Genomic DNA, 24316 nt, shown 5'->3' with positions numbered 1-24316 from the left:
TGATGCGACATGCCCGGACTCCGTTCCGAGATGACAAAGGAACTTGTGTGACAACAATGCCTTACGTCATCACAACATTTCCATCAAGACGTCTTTTGATACAACACTAAAAAGGTTAACGGCGTTGCGGGCCACCCTGCGAATGCGGGAAGGGCTTTGGCTGGGCGATGACAAGCTGGCTCAGCCCGGCATGAGCAACATCAATCCGCTAGATCAGCCCAAAGCGAAGAGCGAGAAGCCCAAGCCCCGACCGTCACGCCCTTGAAAACGCTCAAGGCGAAGCCAGCGGCGAAGGCGAAAGCGTTGAAGGGAATGCCCGGCATCGCGAGAGCGACGCCGGGGGCGTGACGGTAGCTTCTTACGAATGGAAAATGTCTTCCTCAAGCGGCACCGCAAGTGACCAGTCGAACGGGAAAACTTCGTCCTTCGGCAGGTCCAGCTTTTCCAAGGCGTCGGGTTCGTCATGCCGATACCACTGATCGGCGATTTTCCAGAACACGGAAACGAGCGATCCGCCCGCATTCGTGTCCACTCGAAATACAGACTCCAATTTCCGTCCGCCATGAAGGGTAGTCTCACCAGCGACCCAATAAACGCCAGATTCCTTGGCAATCACGGATGGCGTCAAAACTTCGGCTTTGTCCTGCCCAGCAACTTCCTTGTAGACCCACGATTTCTGACCGCTGAGAAACTGCAAGTCTTGGCGTAGTTCGGTATCGGTAATCATTGAACGGTGTCCCATATACTTCACCATCAGTAGGGATTGAAGGTTCCGGGGCGTGGGTTGATCGACGGCACTCGCCCACCGGGTCGGTAGTAGCGATGTGTGTTCTTATGCAAATCCACACCCTGCAACACCATGTTGTCGATGGTGTCTGTGCCGCCATCGAACAACGCTTTCTTATGATGGATAGCGTAACCGGGAGGGACTTCACCCCGACTCAGCCATTGCTTCATTGACTTCGGGACGTTGGGGTTGTCAGCAAGTCCACGTAGAAATGCTCCCCTAGTCGCCGAATCACGAGCGACAGAAGGTCTTAGCCCTCTGACGAGTTGGCCGTTCTCAAGATGAAACGGCGGAAGATCAGCAGCACGACCGGGGTTTCGAGCGACATCAATCCGACCACCCACATCCCGGTAGTGGTAACCATCGGGAAGGTCGGGCAGATTTCTTGCTGGGGCAACAAAGTTTTCCGCTGCCCATCGTAAGCTAACTCACCGCAACTCCCGATGGCTTCACTGGCTTCCGCCGACATTTGCCGATGCAATCTCCCTTTCCTGAACCAAATCCCCTGATGCGTGTTTCTGTTTAAGTTTGCCCTTCGCCCTGATGCGGTTGCCATCGGCATCAGCGTCGGCTGAATGCGATGGCGAATCGCTCAAGGCGACCGCTGCGAGCAAACAAACAAAGGTCGGGCATGGTGCCCTGTTTTTTGTTCAAAGCTCACGATTCGCATTCTATCACGATTGCCCCTCGAAGGGGAGCGGAATGACCGGGTGTCTTGATTCGGTCCCATCGGTCCTGACAATGGTCCCCACCCGACCAGAACGAAAGGAGGGAAAACCGTGAGTGAACTGGAACTGAACGCCGAAGCGGACGACCAAAAACTATTGGCTCAAGTCATCGACTATTACCGCCGCACGCTCAAAGACTGCCCCGATGCGATGGAGTTCCTGCGAAAGCGGGGCATGGTCGCCAGCGAAGCCCTTGACCAGTTTCGGATTGGCTACGCCAACCGCACGCTGGGCTTGAAGCTGCCGGGAAAACATCTCAAGAGCGGCAAACAAATCCGGGGACGGCTGGAAGCGTTGAACATATTCCGCCCCAAGAGCGGACACGAACAGTTCAATGGCTGCGTCGTGTTCCCGATTCAGTCGCCCGATGGCACCGGTCGCATCGTGGACATCTACGGACGCAAAACCGGTTCGCATCTTCGCAAGGGGACGCCGCTCGATATGTTCATGGCGAGCGAACGCCAAGGCGTCTGGAACATCGAAGGCTTGGGCTTGAAGGATGAAACCATTCTGACCGCCAACCTATTCGATGCCCTCACGCTCTGGACGCACGGCTACTGCAATGTCACCTGCATGTTCGGTGATGACGCTCTGACCGAAGACCATTTCACGGCGTTTAGAGAATACGGCATCAAGCGAGTCATGACGACCAGCGAAGCGGTCAGCCCCAAGATTCTGGAAGCGGGGATGGACTGCTTTTTGCTCCGACTTCCGCACGGCTTCGATGCCTGCGGTTATGCAGCGAAGTTCGACGATCCCGCTGCGGCGTTGGGAGCGATGATCCGCAAAGCCGATTGGCTGGGCAAAGGCAAAAGAAGTAGCGTCCAACCAGCAAAGCCAGTGATACCCGAAACCGAAGTTGACGCTGGGTGGCCCGGCCGAGATCGGCTGGGTTGCGTAGCGACAAGATGCTTCACCGTCTGTTTTCCAACTCGATCCGACGACGAAATCATCATCCGTTTCCAGTCTCGGTGTCCGGGTGCCATGCTTTATCAATTGCGCCGGTTTTGCGGCATTGAGTCCGAAAGTCGACAAACCCGGTTGATCGACAATTTGCTTCCTGGAAAAGCGCGACGTATGATTGAACGACTGTCGATGCAGTCAGCTTGAGAAACAACCACTTCATGAATGTCACTCGAAGCAGCATTTATGGATGTGACTGAGATGCGTTGACGGAGTCATCATGGCACGTATTGCACTGATCACTGGATCTGCCGGATTGATTGGGGCGGAAGCGGTTCGCTTTTTCGCCGACCAGGGATTTCAGGTTGTCGGAATCGACAACAACCTTCGCAAGGAATTCTTCGGCGAAGATGCCTCCACGGACTGGAGCAGAAAAAGTCTTGAAGAAGAGATTCCGGGCTACGAGCATCACGATGTCGACATCCGTCATGCTGATCGACTCAGGCCGATTTTTGCCGACTTCGGAACTGACATCGAAGTTGTGATTCATACCGCTGCTCAACCTTCTCACGACTGGGCAGCCAGCGACCCGATGACCGACTTTTCGGTGAACGCAACAGGGACGCTCACCTTGCTGGAACTCGTTCGGCAATACACTCCTCAAGCATCGTTCGTTTTCACCTCGACAAACAAAGTGTACGGAGACACTCCGAACAGACTGCCGCTGCGAGAACTCGACACACGCTGGGAGCTTGAAGAAGAGCATCCGTTTTTTCCGCACGGGATCGACGAATGCATGTCCGTCGATCAGACCAAACACTCGCTGTTCGGAGTTTCAAAACTCGCTGCTGATTCATTGGTGCAGGAGTATGGCCGCTACTTCGGAATGAACACCGTTTGTTTTCGGGGAGGCTGCCTGACTGGACCGGGACATTCCGGAACGCAACTTCACGGCTTTCTGTCGTATCTCGCGAAGTGTTGTCTGACCGGAAAGCAATACACAATTTTCGGGTACAAAGGAAAACAGGTTCGAGACAACATCCACTCTCTCGATCTAGTGAAGATGTTCTGGGAATACCATCAGAATCCGATTCCAGGCGCCGTTTACAATGCCGGAGGAGGACGCTTCAGTAACTGTTCCATGCTGGAAGCGATTCACAAGTGTGAACAGATCGTTGATCGCAAAATGAACTTCGTTTACTCGGACGACAACCGCATCGGAGACCACATCTGGTACATCTCCGACACGCGAAGATTTCAAAGCGATTACCCCAACTGGCAACAACAATATTCAATTGATGACATCATCGAGGAGATCTGCGAAGCAGCGATGGTCAGTGTCGGGTAGCCTTTAATCCGCAGAATGTGCCATCGCTTCTAAACTCACTCACTGGTTCTGACGCACTCGCATGAACAGACAGAACTCAAGAATTCATCAACTCGTTTGAACGAGCGAACAGGATCGAGCAACTTGCTCCAGTAGTTTTCGACATGAAACTCTCCATCGTCATTCCGGCCTACAACGAAGAACAGAACATCGGTCGATGCCTCGAAGAATTGCAGGCGGTCGTCCGCGACAAGCATCAACTCGAATACGAAATCATTGTCGTCAACGACAACAGCACCGATGGAACTCCTGAAGCTGTTCAGGCTGCGATGCTCTCGGATCACAATATCCGTTTAGTCAATCGGACTCCTCCGGGAGGATTTGGACGAGCTGTCCGGTCGGGAATCGACGCGGTCACGGGTGAAGTTGTCGTCGTCTACATGGCCGATCTTTCGGATGACCCGGAAGACGTGATCGCTTATTACCGGAAAATAGAAGAAGGCTACGACTGCGTCTTCGGCTCCCGATTCATCAAAGGCGGATCTGTCGAGAAGTACCCGCGACTGAAACTCATTGTAAATCGCATCGTCAACACGTGCATTCGCATCCTGTTTCGAACGAAGTTCAACGACCTGACGAACGCATTCAAGGCGTATCACATTTCGGTGATCCGCGATTGCGGGCCGTATCGCGCCAGCCATTTCAACATCACACTCGAACTCTCGTTGTCTGCACTCATTCGAGAGTACCGGATCACACAGATTCCGATTCGCTGGTACGGGCGGACCTGGGGCTCGTCGAATCTCCGGCTTCAAGAGATGGGACGACGGTATCTTTGCACCGTGTTGACCTTCTTCTTCCAACGATTTCTCATCAAAGATGATCTGCTCGCGGAAAAGTGTCCCAAGTTGACTTCGGAAATGCGGCGCAGCTCAGACATCCCGCTCGATCTGATCCTTGGAACAATCTCCGAGGAACTTGCCAGCCGGACGACTTCCGTCGATCGAACCACTTCAACGACCGCAGCTTCGACTCCAACACTCGGTTGAAATTGTGTTCACGCGATCGATGCCGAAGCTGTGCGCGAGAGTTTCTGCGTCGGTAGTGCTGCGACGTCAACGTGAAGAAGCTTTAGCTCGAAGCGTCGAGTTCTTCAAAGACAGCTTTCATGAGCAGCGGCCAAACAGACGTGGCATCGCAATGGACTTCGGCAAATCGTCCTCCTTCTGACGGAGGCAAGAACTTGCCCCAACTGACACCTTCCGTATATGTGCACCCCGACAGACCTCCCCAGTGGACAGGTTCCGGGCAGATTCGAATCGCGGAGCGGAATCGCGGAGCTGGGAATTTCGTCCCGACCCGATCGTTGGTGATGTCGACATACGGAGCGACTTGTTGAGCCCAGTTCCGTGGCACACCTCCGCCGATTGTAAAAATCCCGAGACGTTTGGCTCTTCCTGCGAGGCGTGCATATTCCTGAAGGTCGAGAAACGGATTGAATATCGGAACCGAGTTGAATGCTTCTTCGTGCGAGAGTTGCGATGCATCACGATCAGCGAGAGCTTTGCGCATCGCCCAGGTTGACACATCCAGCCCGACTTCACTGTCGGTAAAGGCGGGAATGAAAACGGGCACCTCTTTTTGAAAGGCACTCCGCAGGATCCCACGTCCTTCACCCAAGGTGTCCAGCTTTCGCCCGAGTTCGCGACAGAGTCGAGCGGAAGACCAGCATCCCTCTGGCGGAGGCGTTTCGGTGAGCACAGCTCGGACGAGCCGTTCGACATCGTTGAGATTCGATTCCATCTCCAACGTGTCGTAAACCCTGTTGTAGCCTTGCTCAAAGAGCACGGTGTCGTTTTTCGTCGGATCGTATTCGTAATGACTCAGCCCGATTGATTCCGTGAGGCCGTGCGCCATCAGGGCTCCGGTCGAAACCACAGCGTCGACTAAACCCCGGTCGATCATCTCACAAATGACTGTCCCCATTTTGGCAACTGTCATCGCTCCCGAGAGTGTCATCACAACGACACAGTCTGGATCGCGGGCCATTTCCAGAAAGATATCGAGAGCGTGCCCAAGTTGACGCCCGGCGAAGGCAGTTTTCGACATTCCCCGGAGAAGGTCGGCAAAGCTGTCAACATTCCCTAAATCCAATGACTCCAGAGGTTTGAGTCCATCATCGCGTCCGTCGTGTAATTCTCGGTGACTCATGGCAGCGTAGCTCCAGGGATTGAACAAAGTGCAAACCTTGGGATTCCGGGCAAAGTTTGCGGATTTTCACGGATTGAACTCATGTATCGATGAGACGATGACGATCACAAGTGTGTGTCTGAACGGATTCCATTTCAAGGGTTTGTTCACACTCACTTCCGGAACGTCGCCTTGACAGTAAGTTGCTGTTGCACATACAGTTGAGTCATTATCAACCTGTATAGCCCAGCGATGAGCGTCATCGGTCAGCCGGGAGTGGAGAGTCGTGACAAAAAAAGAAATCGTCAAGACAATCTCTGAAGAGTGTGGTCTGACTCAACTGAAAACTAAAGAGATCGTTCAGAAGACTTTTGAAGCGATCATCGACACTCTCGTCACGGAGGGACGCATCGAACTGCGTAACTTCGGGGTGTTTGAGGTGAAAAAGCGTGCTGCACGAAAGGCACGTAATCCTCGATCCGGCGAGCGAGTAGATGTTCCCGAAAAGTTTGTCGTGACTTTCAAACCGGGAAAGGAGATGGAGGAGAGAGTCCTGTTGCTCCAGGAGCAATCGGCTCAAGCTGCACAACAGAGTTCCACACCAGAGAATTCCGCAGCTGAGCAAAACGCACCACAACAGCCTCAACTGAATCCTCCACCTGCACAACAGGGTCCTCCAGTTTCGCCGATTGAGAATTCACAGCCGACGCACACACCAACACATACTCAACCTTCGAATTCCTATCCTCCGCCTGGAGGTTAACTTCAGCATCGTTGCGACGATCCTGAGTTGATGGGAACTCGATTGATAGTGGCAGATTGAACCCTGCCAATTCCCGATGACGATGACAGGATTGTCGCCACCTCCCCCTCACTGGAGTTCGGTGTCGACAATTGGCACTCCCCGTAGCCTCAAGATGAGTCATGCGGAGTCAAGGAGGATACCGATGCGGAAACTATTACTGCTTCTTGCTTTAACGGCCACTTTGACGGCTTCGTCCGGCTGCGTCGTTCCGATCTGGAGTGCCACTCCAGACGTCAGAACGAAACAACTGATTTACCAATCAGAAAACTATCGTCACATCCCGAACATCTGGGAACGAATCTGGTTTCTTGATATGCCAGATACCGGCACCCCATACCGAACTCACGGCGGTGTGATCTAAAGCATTTGAATATGCTTTGCCTGCCCGCGAGGCGGATCGACAAGACGATTCTCAAATGTGCTCTTGAGCACTCCTGGAAGTCGCCCTTGCAGATTCTCGCTGGTCGTCAGGACGAAACTCAAAGCACACAGCTCGAGCCAACTCACCGGCGAGAGCAATCGGCTTGAGTTCTGACCTGCATGAACACCGCGACCTGGTTCATCCTCCTTGCTTCAAACTCACGTTGTTTCCGCGAGAGTGAAGCTTCGGCGATCCTGCGTACAACGGCCTCCGCCAGTCACAATGTGCACTGGCGAGGCCTTGTGGCTGCAGAATTTCTGTCATTCATCGAATGCGGCCAGAGGTCTCAAGCGCTCTGCTGCGCGACCACTTCTTCCTGACTCTCTTCTCTTCGGACGAGTCACTCAACGCTCAAGATCTCTTAGGGCCGTTCGGATCTCTTGCCCACCAACTCGGTGACTCCATGAGGGCAATCACTTACCCCGACCGACGCTGACACCGACGACCTTCGCGGAACATCATCTCATCTCTGAAGTCGTGAGACAGATCCCTGCTGGAAGGCATTCGCCGTATCGGGAAACGAGACTCTTCGATTCTTTACCGATCCTAGTTCGGTCTGACTCGAAGAGAATGTCTGCCGTCTTCATGGGCATCGCTGGAGATTCGTCGCTGAGTCCTGTACCCTCACAGTACAAACGCTGTAATTCGAGTGATCATTTCCCTATCCCCAGCTCTACTTCACATCAAAGAGAGAGACGATGATCAAGTTGCACTTGACCAGGAATGCGCTTGCACGGAACGCTCGCTTACTTCTCACAATTACCTCATTGGCAGTCTTCTTCGCAGGAAATCGCGAAGCGTCGGCGGAGCAGAATCTGACTTCTCTGCTGAGCAAGCTGCCTGATAGCACGAACTCAATTATCGCTGTTGACGCGGATCGACTGAGAAACAGTCCCCTCGGAAAACAGGAAAACTGGGAATCTGCCAACGAAGCGGCATATGTGAACTCTCCGTTCTTGATGCCGCCTGAGAGTGACCTGTTCATCCTCGCTTCGCAGATTAACCCGGATGCCGATTTCCGCCAGAACTGGGAAATCGCAATCATGAGCTTGAGCGAGCCAATCACGACTCGTTCAATTGCTCGCTCCGAAGGTGGACAAATTGATGACATTTCCGGTGTCCCTTCTGTTCTGGCCCCGAGCAACTCCTACTTTCTGAATTTCGCCGACGATCTCCTCGCTGTCGTTTCTCCAGCGAATCGTCAGTCTGTGAGCCGTTGGGCAGACGCGATCAAAGCGGGCACCACTGGTGATCTCAACTCGTATCTCACCGATTCCGCGAACCAATTGCTTGGAGATTCACAAATCGTCCTCGTGATGGACCTCGAAAACGCAGTCAATCCTTTCCGACTTAAGCAGAACCTTTCACAGTCAGAGTTTGTGAAAGGGAACGCAGAGAAAGAAGCGAAGTGGCAGCAACTGATTCAAACGCTCAAGGGAATCGCACTGACCGTCCAGGTAGACACTGCCATTCACGGTAAGCTGCACATCGACTTCGGGACCAGCCCTTCCGTTCTTGGAAGCGATGCCAAAGCCGCTGTTACGACTGCCTTGAACAACTTCGGACTCGGTCTCGAAAGCATGTCTGACTGGACTCTCGATCAGAGCGGAAATCAGCTTCGCCTCGAAGGAGAGCTGACGAAATCTGATCTGCGACAAATCATGAGTCTCATTGAGCACCCAAGTGCCAACTTCTCATTGTTGAAAGATGAGCAACCCGCCGGAGAAAACGAAGGCGACAAAGTTGCCGAAGCTTCCAAGCAGTACTTCCAATCGGTCGACACCTTGTTGAACGACCTTGAGCACGCGTTCCGCACGAATCGTGATGCACGTGACTCGTACCCTCGAACGTACATGCAGCGATACGCCAAGCGAATTGACAACCTGCCGATTCTGAACGTCGACAACGACCTGATCAACTATGGCTTGAAAGTCGCGGAAACTCTTCGCAGCGTTTCTGTCACACAGGGACGGGCCAATATCGAAGGTGGTGTTGCGACAAGTGGAGTCACTTCCGGATTCACCAGCAACGGCTACGGATACGGGGTCAGTTATAGTTCGGCCCGCTACGCACAGCAGAGAAAGAACTATCTCAACCGACAAGCTCAGGCTGGGGCCAAAGAAACCCGGTTCAGCTCATGGGCTGATATTCAGGACGCCACTGCCCAGATCCGCGTTGAGATGACAAAAAAGTACAAGACTGAGTTCTAGACCAGTTCGACACCTTCTCTACGAACCAGACAAGAGGTGTTCATGATTGGTTCCTCGTGCCCGTGATCGCACGTAAAGTGAGGCGAACTGAAATTCCAAATCGCAAAGAGCCCCGAACATCTCCATGTGTTCGTGGCTCTTTCTCACTTCCCGTTGGCGAATCGGGATGAATGCGTAGCGGCTGGCACAGCTCGACGCCGCTCACAGGAATCCGATTCGCGGAATCAACGCCCTCCTTTTCCATCTTCCTTCCGTCTTTCGTACTCACGTTCTGATACACACTCCGATGACACATCCTGATCTTTCGCAGAGTTTTGTTCAGAGTTCCGCGATTGCCCCCGGCCGAGTCGTTTGGGAATTCGTACCGCCACTGACATCGCCTTCAACTGCGGTCATCTTCCTCGATGGGGAAATCTACCTTCAAAGCGTCAACGCGGTTGAATCTGTCCGTCAGCTCCAGCTTGATTCAAATCTCCCGGATTTCGCGGCTTTCTTTGTATCCAATCATGGACAGACAGCTCGAAGCGAAGACTTTGTCTGCAACCCGGAATACGCAGCTTTTCTGACTCAGGATCTCATTCCTGACATCTTACAGCGACACGAGTCGATCGATCCGCAACAGTTAATTCTCGTCGGACTCAGCCTGTCAGGACTGGCGGCACTCCACACCAGTCTTCTGTATCCTGACTGGTTTCAGGCGACCGTTTGCCAATCGCCATCGATGTGGTGGAAGAACGAAGCGTTCCTCGAACGAATCACCCCGGCGACCAATCGGCACGGCAAATACTGGATCAGTGTGGGAGATCAGGAAACGCAGGAAGATGTTGATCACTCCTCAGCGAATCTCCACCAGATGTCCAGTCAGCTTGATAGCTGTCGTCGAACTGCTGACAAGCTGACGGAATTCGGCTACCGTGTTCACTTTGAGATTTTTTCCGGAGGACACGATGGCCCGAGTTGGTCCGAGGATCTGCTGCGAGCGCTTCCATGGGCATTGTCTGAGCCAGAATGACCCTCTGAACCGTTTTTTGCGGTGACGGGTCTCTCTTCAGTCAGATGAGTTGCGAATGGCCGCCCGAGACGCCAGTTTTGGTGGCTGTTGATTGCAACGCCGACACTCTTTAGAACTCGTCCCAGAACCTCCTTTGACTCGATGAACGTTCCTGACCGTCTCGGCGGTGACGTTCTCGGAAACTCGACCAGTATCGCCCCGGGGAACTCGTTGTCGCTGAACGATTTTTCGGTTGAAACATTGTCCTGAGCACCCGTTTGTCTTGCCCCGTGTGAGATCGCGAAGACCATTAAAAAAATTCCTATGTCTGAACTCCCAAAGCTTTACGATCCCCAATCCGCTCAGAACTCCTGGTTTCCTTACTGGGAGCAACGCGGCGACTTTAACGCTGATCCGACTCCGGACAAGGAATCGCACACAATCATGATTCCGCTTCCCAACGTCACGGGGGCGCTGCACATGGGACATGCATTGAACGGCACCTGTCAGGATCTCATCACACGATGGAGACGAATGCAGGGATTTGAAGCACTCTGGATGCCGGGCACCGATCATGCCGGGATCGCAACACAGGCTGTCGTCGAACGCAGAATGCTCGAAGAAGAAGGCCTCACCCGGCACGATGTCGGCCGCGAGGCACTTGTCAATCGCATCTGGCGTTGGAAAGACGCTTACGAGAAACGCATTATCTCGCAGCAGAAATCACTCGGGGCAAGCTGCGACTGGAGACGGCTGCGATTTACCCTCGACGAAGTCTGCGCGAAGGCAGTCCGACGAACATTCTTCAAGATGTTTCGCGATGGACTCATCTATCGCGGGAAGCGGCTCGTCAACTGGGACGTTCACCTTCAAACCGCTGTTGCCGATGATGAAGTCTTCGAAGAAGAGATCGACGGCTACTTCTGGACATTCAACTACCCTGTTGTCGATGCCCAAGGGAATCCAACCGGCGAGTTGATCCATTACTCGACGACCCGCCCCGAGACCATGCTCGGCGACACCGCTGTCTGTGTGCACCCGACCGATGAGCGGTACACGTCACTCATCGGGAAACACGTCAAAATTCCGCTCAATGGCCGCGTGATTCCAATCATCGCTGACGCACTTCTGGCGGACAAAGAGAAAGGAACCGGAGCGGTCAAAGTGACCCCCGCTCATGATCCCAACGACTACGCCTGTTACCTGCGGAATCCAGAAATCGGGGTGATCAACATCCTCAATTCCGACGGAACCCTCAATGAAAACGGCGGAGAGTGGGAAGGAATCGATCGGCTCGAAGCTCGTCATCACGTCATCGAACGGATGGGCGAACTCGGTCATTACGAAGGTGTTGAAGATCGCAAAATCCCTCTCAAGCACAGCGACCGATCCAAGACACCGGTTGAACCGTACCTGTCGGATCAGTGGTTCGTGCGGATGACCGACGATGAAGATGGCAAACCGGGACTGGCTCAAAAAGCCATCGACGCGGTTGAAGATGGACGCGTCCGCTTCTTCCCGTCTCGCTACACTAAAACATACACCGACTGGCTGGCCGAAAAGCGAGACTGGTGCATCAGCCGCCAATTGTGGTGGGGTCACCGTATCCCCGTCTGGTCGGCAGTTGAAACACCCGAGACTCGCGCGATTGTCGAGACGTTCGGAGAGTTTTCGGACGATGGCAACGTCCCACTCAAGAGTGAGTTTTCAGAGTTCCTTTACTGCGCCACTTTCACAGATGGAAATGATGGGACCAATCGTATTCTCTTCTGCGTCGATGAAGGTCATGAAGACATTGAACAAAAGCTTCAAGCAGCCGGTTTCGAACAGGACTCGGACGTTCTTGACACGTGGTTCTCGTCAGCGTTGTGGCCGCATGCGACTCTCGGATGGCCCGATCGGCAACACAATCCGCCGATGGATGAGAATGAAATCGCCAAGCAGACAAATTTAGCCCCGGATGAATCATCCGGGGTTAAATCCGAATCATCCGGGGCTAAACCTGAGTCATCCGGGGCCAACTCGAACGGGGGCAATAACGCTGTCCTCGACTACTTTTATCCGGGCAGTGTTCTCATCACGTCGCGAGATATCATCACGCTGTGGGTCGCGCGAATGGTTCTCACCGGCCTCTACAACATGGATGATATTCCGTTTCGCCATGTGCATGTTCATCCGAAAATCCTTGACGGATTCGGACAGACGATGTCCAAATCGAAGGGGAACGGTGTCGATCCGGTCGATCTCATCGGGAAGTACGGCGCCGATGCTGTTCGTTTCACCATCGCTTCGTTTGCTGGCGAAACGCAAGACGTTCGGCTGCCCATCAGCTATGAATGCCCGCACTGTGAAGAGATGATTTCTCCGAAGCAGTATCGTCTGGAGACGAGTTCTGTCGTTGTTCCGAGCACTCTTAAAGGAGAGTTTCCGGTCCCGCAGGGCGCTCCAAAACCGACGATGGTCTGCACCAACAAGAAGTGCAAGAAGCAAAGCCAGTTCACGACACCGCTGTACGATCCCGATCCCGATCCAGATGTTCCAGTCGCGAAGATGGTCAGCGAGCGTTTCGAATACGGCCGCAACTTCTGCAACAAGTTCTGGAACGCTGCTCGATTCGCAATCATGAATCTCGAAGCGAGTGACAACGGCCCAGCATACAGCCCGGCGGAAGTCACGGATGATCAGCTACAGCTTGAAGACCGTTGGGTTCTTTCGCGACTTTCCACGGTTGCGAATCAAATGGATGAATACCTCGGTCGCTATCAATTCGATGCTGCGACGCGTGCGATTCGTGACTTCACATGGAACGAGTTCTGCGACTGGTATCTCGAAATGATCAAGCCGCGACTTCGAAACGAAAACCAACGAGCTGTCGCTCAACGTGTTTTGCTCGTCGTACTCGATTCGCTCGTCCGACTTCTTCAACCATTCACTCCATTCATCTGTGAAGAACTCTGGCAACGACTTAAAGAAATCGCCCCCGAACGAGCACTGCCAGTCGGAGAGGAATCCGCAGACGGAAAAGTTCTCGAAGTCCGCCCGGTCGCTGATGCGTGTATTGTCGCATCATGGCCGAAGATTCCAACAACCTGGCAGGACGCAGCATTGGAGAAGCGTTTCGAACGGCTTCAAGAAACAATCGCTGCTGTGCGTAATGTCCGCGCGGTTTACAGCATCCCACCGGGGACATCTGTGAAACTGCGAATGCGAGCGAGTGCAGAAGTCGCCAGCGACATGGAGTCTGTTTCCTCTCAGTTCGACAACCTCGCCAAAGCTGTGTTGGAGGCGGCCGGCGCGGATGTCGAACGCCCCAAAGGAGCGGCCAGCTTCTCGCTGGGAGACGCCGACGGATTCATTCCTCTGGAAGGACTAATCGACACCGAGGAAGAACTGAAACGTCAACAGAAGAGAGCGGAAGAGATCCGCAAGCACATCAAAGGTGCAGAATCCAAGCTTGCGAACGAAAACTTTACCAGCCGTGCTCCTGAACAAGTCGTGAACGACGTTCGCGAAACGCTGGAAAGCAACAAGAAGCAACTGGAAAGCATCGAAGAGATCATTCGAGACTTGAGTTAGGTCGCTTCTCGATTCCGAAAAGTCGAAAACGAAAACTCGGGCTGATCTTTCGAGACCGGCCCGAGTTTTTTATTTCTCAACGCTCGTTGGGTGTTATTGACCAATCAACTTCAGCGATGCTTCTGCGAATCGCTTTCCGAGAATCTTGTAGCCTTCGGCGGAATAGTGGAGATCGTTCGTGATCGGTTTTCCGGCCCGGTTCACTCCGTCGTTGAGGTCGTCCGTATTGACCCAGGCAAAGTCGTCATCGGAATCAGCAACGGCGACCTGAATGTCGCGAATTTTTGTCCAGTCCGGGGCACGTGAGTTTTCGAGGTCGTTGTCACTCAGTCTTCCAATGACAAAGTGAATGTCGTCTCGACCCAGGTCTTCTTCAAGTTGCTGATGAAGCCCCAACAGGCTTTCGCGATACACATCGCCCCATCCCATTCGGGCATCCCGTTCCCCCTGCATCCAGATGAACGTGACGGAGGCCAATTCCTCGTTTTCGATGGCCGGTTTGACCTTGCCCATCAAGCGGTCATACAGATCACCCGTGGACTTCGGCGATTTGCCCTCCGGGGATTTCCATTTTCGGTACCACCTTTGAATGGGCTGTCCGCCCTGAGCATCCTGAACAACGATCACGTTCTCGGCTCCCAAGGCTTCCTCGACCGCTGGCGTGAACGCCTCATCAGGTCGATGTCCCTGCATGTTTGACTGTCCAGAAAGAATGAACAGGTGCTTTTCACCCGCTTGAGTGAGGTCAGCAACCGAAGTCAGGAATATGGGAATCAAAAGCAGGTGTGCGAAGATTTGTCTCATGAGCGCAGTTCTTTCGTTCAATGAATTCGATCGACGAAGAATTTTCCGGGCGGGATCATCCAGAATCTGTTTCAAAGACGCTGCTTCAATTACACGACTGAGCAGTCATTCCCGCATCCAGACGATCCGCGACTCAGATAAGATCGCATAATCGATCGCTGATTTCTGCGCTCAAGAGGCTCAGTTCAACCGGACAGAGTTGAAGAATTTGTCCTTTTCGGCTCCCGGAGTCGATCCGCGATTCGAATACATGAGCGTGTAGGCGGTCGGTCCATTCACGAATCCAATGTGCCGGGCTGTGATTCCGCGTTTTTCCATTGTGTACGCAACAGCAGATTTCCCCTGAAACGTCATGCGTTCAAGATTGCTGGCCCCTTGCATCCGCAAACCGGTTTCCAATGCATTAATGATCTGGTTCAAATCCATCCCCTGAATTTGTGGAGGAAGCGGTTCGACAATCACTGCACAGGCATAGCTGCTCTTCTGAACACCGTAAGTGGCGCCTCCTGCTGCGACTGTCGGCCCGGCGGTAATTCGTTTCGGTGTGCCGGGCATCTGCATCGTCAGGGCTCCATCGGGAGTGGTGTATTCTTCCCAACTGGTCGCAAATGCGGGAATCGGAAGGTTGCCGAGTGAGCTGACGAGCTTCACTCCCAGCCCGAACATGAACAGAAAACTGATCGCTCCGACAAACGTCTTGAGCGCCATCTTTGCGATTCCCCCAGCACCGCCGGACGATCGTCGCTTCTTCTTTTTCTTGGGTGGGGGCGGAGGAAGGTAGTCGTCCTCCTGGTCGTCGAAGCTTCCGAAGTCCGAGTCCCAGAGATCTTCTTCAGCTTCCTCTTCTTCGAGTACAGCGGGCTGTGGAACGGAGACCGGTTTCTGACACTGTTTGCACCGAAACTTTTTGCCAGCAAGTTCATCTCGAACGTTGTAGGACTTTCCGCATTCTCGGCAGGTGGCACGAATCGGCACGTCTTGTCTCCCGGCAGCGATGGGCAAAGTGGCAGCGACGGTTCCTCAAACTTACGAATGTAAGGATACCGTCTTTTCCACAAGACGCAAGAAGAGATTCGCCCAACTCAATTATGAGCGGCCGGCCTGTGATTCACCTATCAACCGTACTCTCGAAAATCTTCGCTGGTCGTCCCCGGACATTTCATGGAAACATCGAGAGGGTCAATTGAAAAAGCAACCATCCATTGCCGGTCTGGAACCGGACTACGGATGGTTGCTTGTCGAAGCACTTTCAACACAGATGAGAAGCAAGTGGGACGAGCAGAAACAGGGTCTACGAGGAAAACGAGTCCAATCGAGGACGGCAATCCGCTCAGCGCGTGACACTCGAGTGGATCGAGTTCACCGAGTTTGTTTATTCAAATGCGACTGAGACGAGCGGTGCTGTTTCACCTTCTTGACGCAGTTCTTCGCGGAATGCGATCTCGCCGCGAACGATCCTGACATTTTCCGGAGCGACGATTCCGAGCTTCACCCGTCCGTTACTCGTGGAGATCACTTTCACCGTGATTCCGCCGTCGATCACGATTTCTTCATTGGGTTTGCGTGTAATCACTAACATGGAGTTATTCCTTATCCAAGCAAAGTGCATCAGTGCTGCACTCCAAGATTGTGTTTGAATCAGTCTCAACTTAGCTGTTTGATGGCTCACAAATTGACCGGTTCTCTGGTTTCCGACCGGTCATGTGCGTTTCGGTGTTATGAAATACGCCTGAGTCACAGAAATCTTCGAAGGATTCTCGAAAGTCCGCTCGAACAACCGGCTCTGCTTGGAGTGTTCGCTCAAGGATCGATTTGACGAACGCCGGCGTTTTCGACATTTCGGATGTGAAAACGACACGCATCAACCCGAGAGCGTTCGCTTTGGCTCATCCCACGAGAGCGGTTCTGCAGCAACGATCCGGAAAACTCGTGCGTTCGAGGCCAGAATTTCCCCTGAAACACCGACTCGTGTGGAGCAGAGAGCCCCTCACGACTTCCCGATCCGGATTTACGAAACTCCGCTCGAACGACGTTGAAAAACTTCAGGCGTGCATATGTTCCGCCACAAGATCAGGAAGCCTTCGGTGGACCAGAAAGCAGGTGCGATGTTCCCTCAAATCGGCGAGTGAGCGACACAATCGAGGATTCGTCCGCCAGTTCGTATAAAGAGACGTTGCAGGTGCGGATCGATTCGTCTTCGCCTGGATCTCACTAAAGCTGGTTCGCCCCAGCTTCGTCGAATCGATCAGATGCCCCTGAAGTGAAATTTGATCACAATCGAGTCTGGCACTGTGAAATGGAACCCGACATCGTTGAGCGTTGCAGCTCAGAAACGTGCTCTGCACTGAGGCAGATTGACCTCTACCGGAAGTGTGAATGCAATTTGAAAGAGGAGTCTTCATAACTCACCTGAGCGACCATGCTCAATGATTCGAATCCGTCGAGTTGCGATCAAGAATTCAGCACTGAGCAGATAGTATACAAATGTTTCAAAACCGTCAAGAGGATTCCCTCGCAGATTCGACGCTTATCTCGCACGAAAGTTCCTCAAATTTCCCGAAGATCGTTTTCAAATTTCCCAGATCTCTCGATAAAAATCGTTTTCTGAAACCAAAATGACCGGGCAATCGCACACGAACCATGAAAATGTCCTGTTCAGACGCATTCTGGTGACAGATCAATTATGCTCTATTTGACTCCTTCGCGTCAGACCTCCCGAACAACGGTCTCGACGCTGACCATCCTTTATTTATGTTCGAAAGTGACCTCTATGAAAGTTTCTACGCTCAGTTATTGCGCCCTGCTTGCATCGTGTTGCTCATTCGTTCAGGCCGACGAATACCTCAATGGAATCGAATGGGAATCGCCCGCAATCGTTACTGTCGACGAAAATGGTATTCCGTCAGATGCAACGGTTCTGTTCGACGGGACCGACTTGTCCGCCTGGGAAGGCAGCGACAATTGGAAGATTGAAGACGGTGCGATGGTTTCCGGAGAAGGTGACGTCCGAACCAAAGAAGCATTCGGAGACTGCCAACTCCATATCGAGTGGTCTGCTCCAACTCCACCATCCGGAAGCGGACAAGGTCGTGGCAACAGCGGTGTGTTCCTCATGAACACCTACGAGATTCAGGTTCTCGATTCTTACGAGAATGAGACCTACCACGACGGTCAAGCCGGCGCGATCTACAAGCAGACTCCTCCACAGGTGAATGCGACCAAAGCTCCCGGAGACTGGAACGTTTACGACATCATCTGGACAGCCCCACGCTTCAACGACGACGGGTCACTCAAGTCCCCAGCGTATATCACTGCCCTGCACAATGGAGTTTTGATCCTCAATCACTTTGAACTCAAAGGTGACACTCCTTTCAACCGTCCTCCTCACTACCAACAGCATGCCGACCGACTTCCGATTCGCCTGCAGGATCACGGGAACCCAGTTCGGTTCCGCAATATCTGGATCCGCGGGATCAAAGACGCCGCTGGTGAGCAAACTCGCGATCCCTTCCTGAGAGACGGTCAAGGAAACGAAAAACCGATCGAGAAGTAATTGTCGCGACGGCCTCAACTGGCCAGACGGAAGAGTTTCCGGCCCAACTGTAATGCCATGTAGCAGGATTGAAACAGCAAGGGATTTCTTTTGCGTGACCTTCCTTCCAAACTGCAGGGACAGCTATCGATCAGACGTGCAGAACGGGCGCGTCTGATCGAAACGGGCCTCGTGCAACAGGGAATCAGCGATCCCGCTGTTCTTGCAGCTATCAATCAGGTTCCCCGGGAGTTCTTCGTTGACCCGGAATTCAAGGACAAAGCCTATCACAACCGGGCTCTTCCGATCGCATCCGGGCAGACGATTTCTCAACCCTACATTGTCGCCTTGATGGCCGAAGCATTGCAGCTGACGCCTCACTTCCGGTTACTCGAAATCGGCACCGGTTCCGGCTACGCAGCTGCAGTCTATGCCCAGCTTGTGGATCAGGTATTCACCATCGAGAGACACGACTTTCTGGTGAACCTGTCGCGTTCGCGTCTCGAAGAACTGCAAATCGAGAACGTTTCGGTTCGTTGCGGAGATGGCAGTTTCGGTTGGCCCGAGGCAGCTCCGTTTGATGCAATCTCGATCGCAGCTGCGACAGAAGACATTCCGAAGCAACTTCTGAATCAACTCACCATCGGCGGAAAACTGGTCGCTCCGATTGGAGATCAACAATCCAATCAGTCTTTAATCTGCTTCAAACGGACGGAAGGCGGATTTGAGAAGAAGGACCTTGGGAGCGTTCGCTTCGTTCCGCTCATCTCCGATGCCGACGAAGATCTGCCGAGCGACTGATTCGTTCCGCGATGAACGACTCGCTGTGAGTGTTCTCAGATGTCTCGACATTGTTCGCGCGAGTGAGTGCAAACGAACAGAGAAAACGCTCTAACCAGACTGGAGCAAATCGTTCATCAGAAAGTCGGCAGCTCCCTGAAAATGTGCGGCGATCGTTGGAGGAGCCGCATCAACGATCGTAACGAGAAACACGCCGATCAGGATCAATCCACCGACGAGGACTTTTCCGAAATCCTGTCCCTTGAGGCTTCCGAGTTGGTCGGGATCTTTCGAAAGGTAAGCGCTCGCTGCGAAAAACTCTTCCCCGATCAATGTGTAATCGCACGCAGCCACAAAGAACGGAAGCTGTGCGGGCTGAGCGGTTCCTGCAACCTGAATAGCACCGATTGCGTTTCCGGTTTCGGCCAGAATCAGAGATTCCGCAAAGAATGCTCCGAGATAAAAACACGCTGCCGGCTTCTCTCGAACCATTTTTCCGGTGAGAAATGAGACGTAAGCGAATTGCTCATCGGTCACGTAGTAGATGAGATCGTTGTTGTAGGCTTCCGGACGTCCCGCTTTCAGAAACGCGGTCGCGACGGTCTCACGCGCTGCGGTCATGACCAGCGACTTCGAAGTCGGAGTCTCCAGTGTGCAGTCGTATTCAGCAGCCTGTTCTGCGACACGCGAGAGAATCGTGAGTCCGGCGATCGTTTGAATGTCGTTCATGTCCTGAATGCCGGGAACGAACAAACACGACCTTCCCATTTCGGTCGCACGTCCGACAGCTTCTTCAATCGCCTCCAAACCGGCGATGGGCCGAATCTTCAGTTTGGTTCCACTTCGGGCCATCAAGATGAAGGCCACCACTGATCCACAGACCAATACGGTGATCACCGCCAGCCAGAAGCGATCGCCATCGTAAAACTGTTCCGACGAAATGGCCGGAGAATCGGCATCCATTCGGATGAATTCCGATTGAACTTCCTCACCGTCAACGTCTTCAACCACAGAAGCACGATACCAATAGGAATTTCCGGGAATGTTCTTTTGTGTTGTGACTTTCAGAATCCCTGATTCCAATTCGGATTCCGTTGCAGGACGACGCTCGACTTCGTGATAGAGACCATCAAACTCGCTGGCCTGTTCGATGACGTACACGAGATCCGGATCGACGTCAGAGAGTTCGACTTCGACATCAATTTCCGATCCATCGTCCCAAGGGTGATCGGATGCAGAAATTCCGGCAGGAGGTGCGGGCTGCGCGAAGACATCGTTCGCGGAAGAAGCAATCGCCACGATGATGCCAACGAGAATACACAAACGTCGATGATTCATCGTTATTGGTCTCCTACCAGTTCCACGTTTGCGCGGGGAACAGTGACCTGTCCGCCGGTCTCGCAATCGACAACAAGAACGCGTGCTTTTGAGCCGGAATCGAGAATGTGAGGTTCCGTGGGCAACTCAGCCACTCTTCCCAGTCGACCGAAATACGGGTCTCGGATCAAGCGGACGTGAGAACCAACCTCCAGAACTCCGCCACCAACTCGCTGTGCGGTCTCATCGGAATTCAGGGCTCCTTCCGTCGGAATCACGATCTCCGGTCGGAGGACTCCCGCACGAATCTGCGTTGCCCCATTGACTGATGTCAGTGCTCCGGCGTTGTGCTGAAGCAGACCGAACGTATGCTCGGCCATCGCAATTTCGCCGAAGCCTTCCGTAATAATAATCGTGAGGCCGATCGACTCGGACCCGGTAATCGCCACCCCGAGGTCATATCCCAGGACTTCCTTGAGATCGTGATCATCGATTCCGCCGCCGATAATCGCGTGGACTCCCATCTCCTGAGCTTGCTTGACTGCTTCACCCTGAATTCTGCGACCAGCGACGAGGATTGCACCACGGTGTTCCGGAAGAACAAGATCGGATGTCAAATCCTGATCCGCAGCCTCGGTGACGATCACCAGAGGACCTTGAATTTCTCCTCCAATCCCGAAGATACCCTGAACGAAGGCGGCTTTAGTCTCAATGTCGACACCTTCCTGGGGGAGGACTTCCACCACTTTCCCAGCGACGAAGGCGTCCACCTGAACTGGAATCGGTTCGCCCCGAATGATGACCTGTCCCGTCACATGAGAGATCGACTCGATGGTTCCTGTGTACGGCGAGTTTCGGGAATTCTTGAAGAACCCGAAGATGCCCTTAGAGGTCGCGAGCAGATCCCCTTCTTCAATCTTGTCACCCACCTGAAAATGCATGACGCCGGGGACTTCACTTGGTGAAACTCCAAGCTGATTGGCGAGATTGATCGGGAAGATGTCTCCGGGCTGTTCGGAGCGAGCGACAACAGTGTCCGCCGTGACTTCGTCACCCTCGCGGACCAGAACCTCACCCGGAATGGGGAGCAGTCGCTGGACCCGATAGAGGATCTCATCCTTCACCTGCAATCCAGGAGTGTACGCATGAGCCATAAGAGCGAATCCCTCACTGGTTCCGCATTAAGGTCGTTGATCGACCTGTATCAACTCTCTTCGAGGAGCGCTTCCACGAAATCGTCCGGTGAGAACAACTGCAGATCATCGAGTTGCTCTCCCACACCCACGTATTTGACAGGAATTCCCATCTTTTTGCGAATCGCAACGACAACTCCGCCCTTCGCGGTTCCATCGAGCTTCGCCAACACAATTCCGGTACATCCTGCGGCATCTGAAAACTTCGACGCTTGAGAAATGCCGTTTTGTCCCGTCGTGGCATCAAGCACCAACAGACTCTCGTGCGGGGCTCCCTCGATCCGCTTGTTGATCACTCGTCGAATCTTTTCGAGTTCCTGCATCAGGTTTTGCTGCGTCTGCAAGCGTCCCGCTGTATCAACAAGAACGACATCCGCTCCAATTTGAACGGCGTGATCGCATCCGGCGAATGCGACGCTCGCAGGGTCCGTTCCCGGATCTTTGCGAACGATTTCGCAACCGATTCGCTGACTCCACTTCGTCAACTGATCGACAGCAGCCGCCCGGAAAGTGTCGCCAGCTGCCAGAACGACTTTTTTCCCCGATTTCGTCAGGTAGTTGGCCAGTTTGGCAATCGACGTCGTCTTCCCAACTCCGTTGACTCCGGAGACGAGAATCACGGTCGGCCCTTCCGTTGCCATATTCAATGGCGAGAGGGGATTCTCGGGATCCCAATTCGTCGATCCATCCCCCTTCAGAATTTCTTTCAGCGTGTTTTTGACATTCTCCCAAACCGCATCGGGATCAACAGTCCGTCCGCCAAATTCTTCCCGAAGCGATTCAACAACTTCTTCGGAAGCTTCGACGCCCATGTCGGTCGTGATCAGACCGCGATGAAATTCTTCCAACTTGGCTTCGTCGAGAATTTCCCCAGACTTGAACAAGTCCCGAACATCAGTTCGCAGCAGGTCTTTGGTCTTCTTCAGTGCGGATTTGAGTTTACTAAACAGTGCCATGGGGTCTATTGAACCAGAGTAGAAAGTGAGAGATGATGAAGAATTCGAACAGACGCTGATCCACTGGGACGCACACGTTGTCAACAGTCCGAAGATGTGCAATATCCCCTAAGAACCATTAACGAGTTTGAGGTAGCGCGGATAGATCGTATTCCAGATCATTGTGGCATTCGGTTCGAACGTGGCAAGTTCGGAAGAATTCTGGACAACATTCCTCATCTCCTGAAGCGACCCAATTTCCCCGGAAGTGCGTGCCTGGACGAGGATATTTCCGAACGCGGTCGCTTCGATCGGGCCAGCGACAACCGGCACACCGCAGGCATCGGCTGTGAACTGATTGAGCAGTTCATTTTGGCACCCGCCACCCACAACGTGAATCACTTCCACAGGGGTTTCAGTCAGCTTTTCGATCCCCTTCAATACAGTGTGATATTTGAAAGCAAGGCTTTCGAGGGCACACCGGACGAGTTGGCCTTCGGTTTCCGGAACTGGTTCTCCGTGATCGCGACACCAGTTTTGAATGGTAGTTGCCATATCATCCGGGTTCAGGAAGACGGGATCGTTGGGATTGATAATCGATCGGAAGCCTTCTGCCTTGAGCGCGAGTTGAGTCAAGTCGTCGTAGCTGAGGGACTTGCCTTCCCGTTCGAAGGAACGTTTGCATTCCTGAACAAGCCACAATCCCATCACATTCTTCAACAGCCGATACGTTCCATCGACTCCGCCTTCGTTGGTCACGTTCTGGGCGAGTGCCTCCGGAGTGAGAATCGCTTCCGGGACTTCCACACCGATCAATGACCATGTTCCGGAACTGATGTACGCCCAGTTCGATTTCCCGGTCCGATCTGTCGGGACGGCCGCCACAGCAGAGCCGGTATCGTGAGTTGCCGGAGCAACGACTTCGATTTTCGGAAGCTTCGTTTGTGTGGCCACTTCCTGTCGAATTCGTCCCAACTTCGTCCCCGGAGGAACAACTTTCGGGAACATTTCCGTCGGAATATCGAATTTTCGAAGAAGCTCAATCGCCCAGTCTCGTCGATTCGGATGGAGGCACTGGGACGTGGTCGCGTTCGTAAACTCAACGACCTGACTGCCACACAAGAGCCAGTGGAAGAAGTCGGGAATCATCAGGAAATGCTCGGCCGCAGCCAGGAGATGCGGATCATTGAGCTGCATGGCGATCAACTGATACAGCGAGTTGATCTGAATGAACTGGATGCCCGTCTCTCCGAAGATTTCCTGTTTCGGAACGCGGGTACACGCCTGCTCGACCATGCCATCGGTCCGCGAGTCCCGATAGTTGTAAGGCTGGCCCAACAACTCGTTGTTCTTGGAAAGAAGCACATAGTCGACGCCCCAGGTATCGACGCCGACAGAAACAATCCGGTCGCCAAATTTTCGTGCAGAGAGTCGCAGCCCCTCGAGAATTTCTTTCCAGAGACCGATCAAATTCCACCGCCGCGTGCCTGCGACGGTGATCGGGCCGTTTTCAAATCGATGGACTTCTTCGAGTTCCACCTTCTGGCCATCGAAAACACCAGCGATGACGCGTCCACTTTCGGCACCCAGGTCAACTGCCAAATACACTCTGTCTGACATTTCCGCTCCACGATTCCCACGGTCTGTTCTTCATTCCGTTCGAGAATCATAGCGGTGACTCCAGTCCGATTCATCACCCCCACGACATTCGTTTCGCCATTTTTTGGCCCAATTTCACATGAAGACGTTCGAAACTGTGATCGAACGACAGACGGCCCACTCAGATGATCGAAATGCCGCGATTGGGAACCGATTAA

General features: G+C 53.3%; 20 protein-coding genes. 10 read left to right on the top strand and 10 right to left on the bottom strand.

What is annotated here, in order from left to right:
• Positions 1 to 358: 358 nt before the first annotated feature.
• Together KOR42_RS20475 and KOR42_RS20470 are read right to left on the bottom strand one after the other, a co-directional pair.
• Entirely contained in the window at positions 359 to 742 is a 384-nt protein-coding gene (locus tag KOR42_RS20475) for a hypothetical protein (protein WP_146511700.1), read from the bottom strand.
• Between the two features lie 11 nt (positions 743 to 753).
• On the bottom strand, positions 754 to 1131 hold the full coding sequence (locus KOR42_RS20470; RefSeq protein WP_146511699.1) for an HNH endonuclease signature motif containing protein: 378 nt from the start codon (positions 1129 to 1131) through the stop codon (positions 754 to 756).
• Between the two features lie 435 nt (positions 1132 to 1566).
• On the opposite strand from KOR42_RS20470, the gene KOR42_RS20465 reads away from it, so the two are divergent.
• From KOR42_RS20465 to KOR42_RS20455, 3 genes are all read left to right on the top strand, one after another.
• On the top strand, positions 1567 to 2625 hold the full coding sequence (locus KOR42_RS20465) for a hypothetical protein (protein ID WP_197441394.1): 1059 nt from the start codon (positions 1567 to 1569) through the stop codon (positions 2623 to 2625).
• A gap of 73 nt (positions 2626 to 2698) precedes the next feature.
• On the top strand, positions 2699 to 3766 hold the full coding sequence (locus KOR42_RS20460) for an NAD-dependent epimerase/dehydratase family protein (RefSeq protein ID WP_146511697.1): 1068 nt from the start codon (positions 2699 to 2701) through the stop codon (positions 3764 to 3766).
• Positions 3767 to 3909: 143 nt separating this feature from the next.
• The gene (locus KOR42_RS20455) at positions 3910 to 4794 is read left to right on the top strand and encodes a glycosyltransferase family 2 protein (RefSeq protein WP_146511696.1); all 885 of its coding nucleotides are present in this window, start codon (positions 3910 to 3912) and stop codon (positions 4792 to 4794) included.
• Positions 4795 to 4876: 82 nt separating this feature from the next.
• On the opposite strand, the gene KOR42_RS20450 is transcribed toward KOR42_RS20455, so the two are convergent.
• Positions 4877 to 5956: a deoxyhypusine synthase family protein gene (locus KOR42_RS20450; protein WP_146511695.1), complete on the bottom strand. Its 1080-nt coding sequence runs from the start codon at positions 5954 to 5956 to the stop codon at positions 4877 to 4879.
• Positions 5957 to 6221: 265 nt separating this feature from the next.
• Here KOR42_RS20450 and KOR42_RS20445 point away from each other — a divergent pair, with 265 nt between their 5' ends.
• The 5 genes from KOR42_RS20445 (at position 6222) to KOR42_RS20425 (ending at position 13938) form a co-directional block, all read left to right on the top strand.
• A complete protein-coding gene (locus KOR42_RS20445; RefSeq protein ID WP_146511694.1) occupies positions 6222 to 6698 on the top strand; it encodes an HU family DNA-binding protein in 477 nt (158 codons plus the stop codon).
• A 184-nt stretch (positions 6699 to 6882) separates the two neighbouring features.
• On the top strand, positions 6883 to 7101 hold the full coding sequence (locus tag KOR42_RS20440; RefSeq protein ID WP_197441393.1) for a hypothetical protein: 219 nt from the start codon (positions 6883 to 6885) through the stop codon (positions 7099 to 7101).
• A 758-nt stretch (positions 7102 to 7859) separates the two neighbouring features.
• A complete protein-coding gene (locus KOR42_RS20435; RefSeq protein WP_146511693.1) occupies positions 7860 to 9371 on the top strand; it encodes a hypothetical protein in 1512 nt (503 codons plus the stop codon).
• A 286-nt stretch (positions 9372 to 9657) separates the two neighbouring features.
• Positions 9658 to 10383 (top strand): alpha/beta hydrolase, encoded by a 726-nt coding sequence (locus tag KOR42_RS20430; protein ID WP_146511692.1) that lies wholly within the window; start codon positions 9658 to 9660, stop codon positions 10381 to 10383.
• 303 nt (positions 10384 to 10686) lie between these two features.
• A complete protein-coding gene (locus KOR42_RS20425; protein WP_146511691.1) occupies positions 10687 to 13938 on the top strand; it encodes a valine--tRNA ligase in 3252 nt (1083 codons plus the stop codon).
• Between the two features lie 93 nt (positions 13939 to 14031).
• On the opposite strand, the gene KOR42_RS20420 is transcribed toward KOR42_RS20425, so the two are convergent.
• The 3 genes from KOR42_RS20420 to KOR42_RS20410 all read right to left on the bottom strand — a co-directional run bounded on the left by KOR42_RS20420 (position 14032) and on the right by KOR42_RS20410 (position 16321).
• Positions 14032 to 14742, bottom strand: coding sequence for a sialate O-acetylesterase (locus tag KOR42_RS20420; RefSeq protein WP_146511690.1), 711 nt, complete (start codon positions 14740 to 14742; stop codon positions 14032 to 14034).
• A gap of 180 nt (positions 14743 to 14922) precedes the next feature.
• Positions 14923 to 15717: a hypothetical protein gene (locus KOR42_RS20415; RefSeq protein ID WP_146511689.1), complete on the bottom strand. Its 795-nt coding sequence runs from the start codon at positions 15715 to 15717 to the stop codon at positions 14923 to 14925.
• Positions 15718 to 16114: 397 nt separating this feature from the next.
• Positions 16115 to 16321, bottom strand: coding sequence for a carbon storage regulator (locus KOR42_RS20410; protein ID WP_146511688.1), 207 nt, complete (start codon positions 16319 to 16321; stop codon positions 16115 to 16117).
• Between the two features lie 1191 nt (positions 16322 to 17512).
• Here KOR42_RS20410 and KOR42_RS20405 point away from each other — a divergent pair.
• Together KOR42_RS20405 and KOR42_RS20400 are read left to right on the top strand one after the other, a co-directional pair.
• The gene (locus tag KOR42_RS20405) at positions 17513 to 18295 is read left to right on the top strand and encodes a 3-keto-disaccharide hydrolase (protein ID WP_146511687.1); all 783 of its coding nucleotides are present in this window, start codon (positions 17513 to 17515) and stop codon (positions 18293 to 18295) included.
• Between the two features lie 90 nt (positions 18296 to 18385).
• Positions 18386 to 19075, top strand: a complete 690-nt coding sequence (locus KOR42_RS20400; RefSeq protein WP_261342062.1) for a protein-L-isoaspartate(D-aspartate) O-methyltransferase — start codon at positions 18386 to 18388, stop codon at positions 19073 to 19075.
• Positions 19076 to 19165: 90 nt separating this feature from the next.
• Here the strand turns inward: KOR42_RS20400 and KOR42_RS20395 are convergent, their stop codons facing one another.
• From KOR42_RS20395 to rhaB, 4 genes are all read right to left on the bottom strand, one after another.
• Positions 19166 to 20392 carry a DUF6754 domain-containing protein gene (locus KOR42_RS20395; protein WP_146511686.1) on the bottom strand — a complete coding sequence of 409 codons (1227 nt, stop codon included), beginning with the start codon at positions 20390 to 20392 and terminating at the stop codon, positions 19166 to 19168.
• 2 nt (positions 20393 to 20394) lie between these two features.
• Positions 20395 to 21525 (bottom strand): hypothetical protein, encoded by a 1131-nt coding sequence (locus KOR42_RS20390; RefSeq protein WP_146511685.1) that lies wholly within the window; start codon positions 21523 to 21525, stop codon positions 20395 to 20397.
• 50 nt (positions 21526 to 21575) lie between these two features.
• Entirely contained in the window at positions 21576 to 22520 is a 945-nt protein-coding gene (gene ftsY, locus KOR42_RS20385; RefSeq protein WP_146511684.1) for a signal recognition particle-docking protein FtsY, read from the bottom strand.
• A gap of 108 nt (positions 22521 to 22628) precedes the next feature.
• The gene (gene rhaB, locus KOR42_RS20380; RefSeq protein WP_146511683.1) at positions 22629 to 24119 is read right to left on the bottom strand and encodes a rhamnulokinase; all 1491 of its coding nucleotides are present in this window, start codon (positions 24117 to 24119) and stop codon (positions 22629 to 22631) included.
• Between the last annotated feature and the right edge of the window lie 197 nt (positions 24120 to 24316).

This window comes from Thalassoglobus neptunius, assembly GCF_007859735.1.
GTDB lineage: Bacteria > Planctomycetota > Planctomycetia > Planctomycetales > Planctomycetaceae > Thalassoglobus > Thalassoglobus neptunius.
Note: the sequence above shows the minus strand (reverse complement) of the source record. Positions and strands in the feature narration are given on the sequence as shown.

Excerpts from the sequence above, each read along its gene's own strand:
- rhaB (WP_146511683.1), bottom strand. The coding sequence starts at position 24,119 with ATGTCAGACAGAGTGTATTTGGCAGTTGACCTGGGTGCCGAAAGTGGA.
- KOR42_RS20410 (WP_146511688.1), bottom strand. The coding sequence starts at position 16,321 with ATGTTAGTGATTACACGCAAACCCAATGAAGAAATCGTGATCGACGGC.
- KOR42_RS20475 (WP_146511700.1), bottom strand. The coding sequence starts at position 742 with ATGGGACACCGTTCAATGATTACCGATACCGAACTACGCCAAGACTTG.
- KOR42_RS20460 (WP_146511697.1), top strand. The coding sequence starts at position 2,699 with ATGGCACGTATTGCACTGATCACTGGATCTGCCGGATTGATTGGGGCG.
- KOR42_RS20405 (WP_146511687.1), top strand. The coding sequence starts at position 17,513 with ATGAAAGTTTCTACGCTCAGTTATTGCGCCCTGCTTGCATCGTGTTGC.
- KOR42_RS20390 (WP_146511685.1), bottom strand. The coding sequence starts at position 21,525 with ATGGCTCATGCGTACACTCCTGGATTGCAGGTGAAGGATGAGATCCTC.
- KOR42_RS20420 (WP_146511690.1), bottom strand. The coding sequence starts at position 14,742 with ATGAGACAAATCTTCGCACACCTGCTTTTGATTCCCATATTCCTGACT.
- KOR42_RS20395 (WP_146511686.1), bottom strand. The coding sequence starts at position 20,392 with ATGAATCATCGACGTTTGTGTATTCTCGTTGGCATCATCGTGGCGATT.
- KOR42_RS20435 (WP_146511693.1), top strand. The coding sequence starts at position 7,860 with ATGATCAAGTTGCACTTGACCAGGAATGCGCTTGCACGGAACGCTCGC.
- KOR42_RS20425 (WP_146511691.1), top strand. The coding sequence starts at position 10,687 with ATGTCTGAACTCCCAAAGCTTTACGATCCCCAATCCGCTCAGAACTCC.
- KOR42_RS20450 (WP_146511695.1), bottom strand. The coding sequence starts at position 5,956 with ATGAGTCACCGAGAATTACACGACGGACGCGATGATGGACTCAAACCT.
- KOR42_RS20455 (WP_146511696.1), top strand. The coding sequence starts at position 3,910 with ATGAAACTCTCCATCGTCATTCCGGCCTACAACGAAGAACAGAACATC.
- KOR42_RS20430 (WP_146511692.1), top strand. The coding sequence starts at position 9,658 with ATGACACATCCTGATCTTTCGCAGAGTTTTGTTCAGAGTTCCGCGATT.
- ftsY (WP_146511684.1), bottom strand. The coding sequence starts at position 22,520 with ATGGCACTGTTTAGTAAACTCAAATCCGCACTGAAGAAGACCAAAGAC.
- KOR42_RS20440 (WP_197441393.1), top strand. The coding sequence starts at position 6,883 with ATGCGGAAACTATTACTGCTTCTTGCTTTAACGGCCACTTTGACGGCT.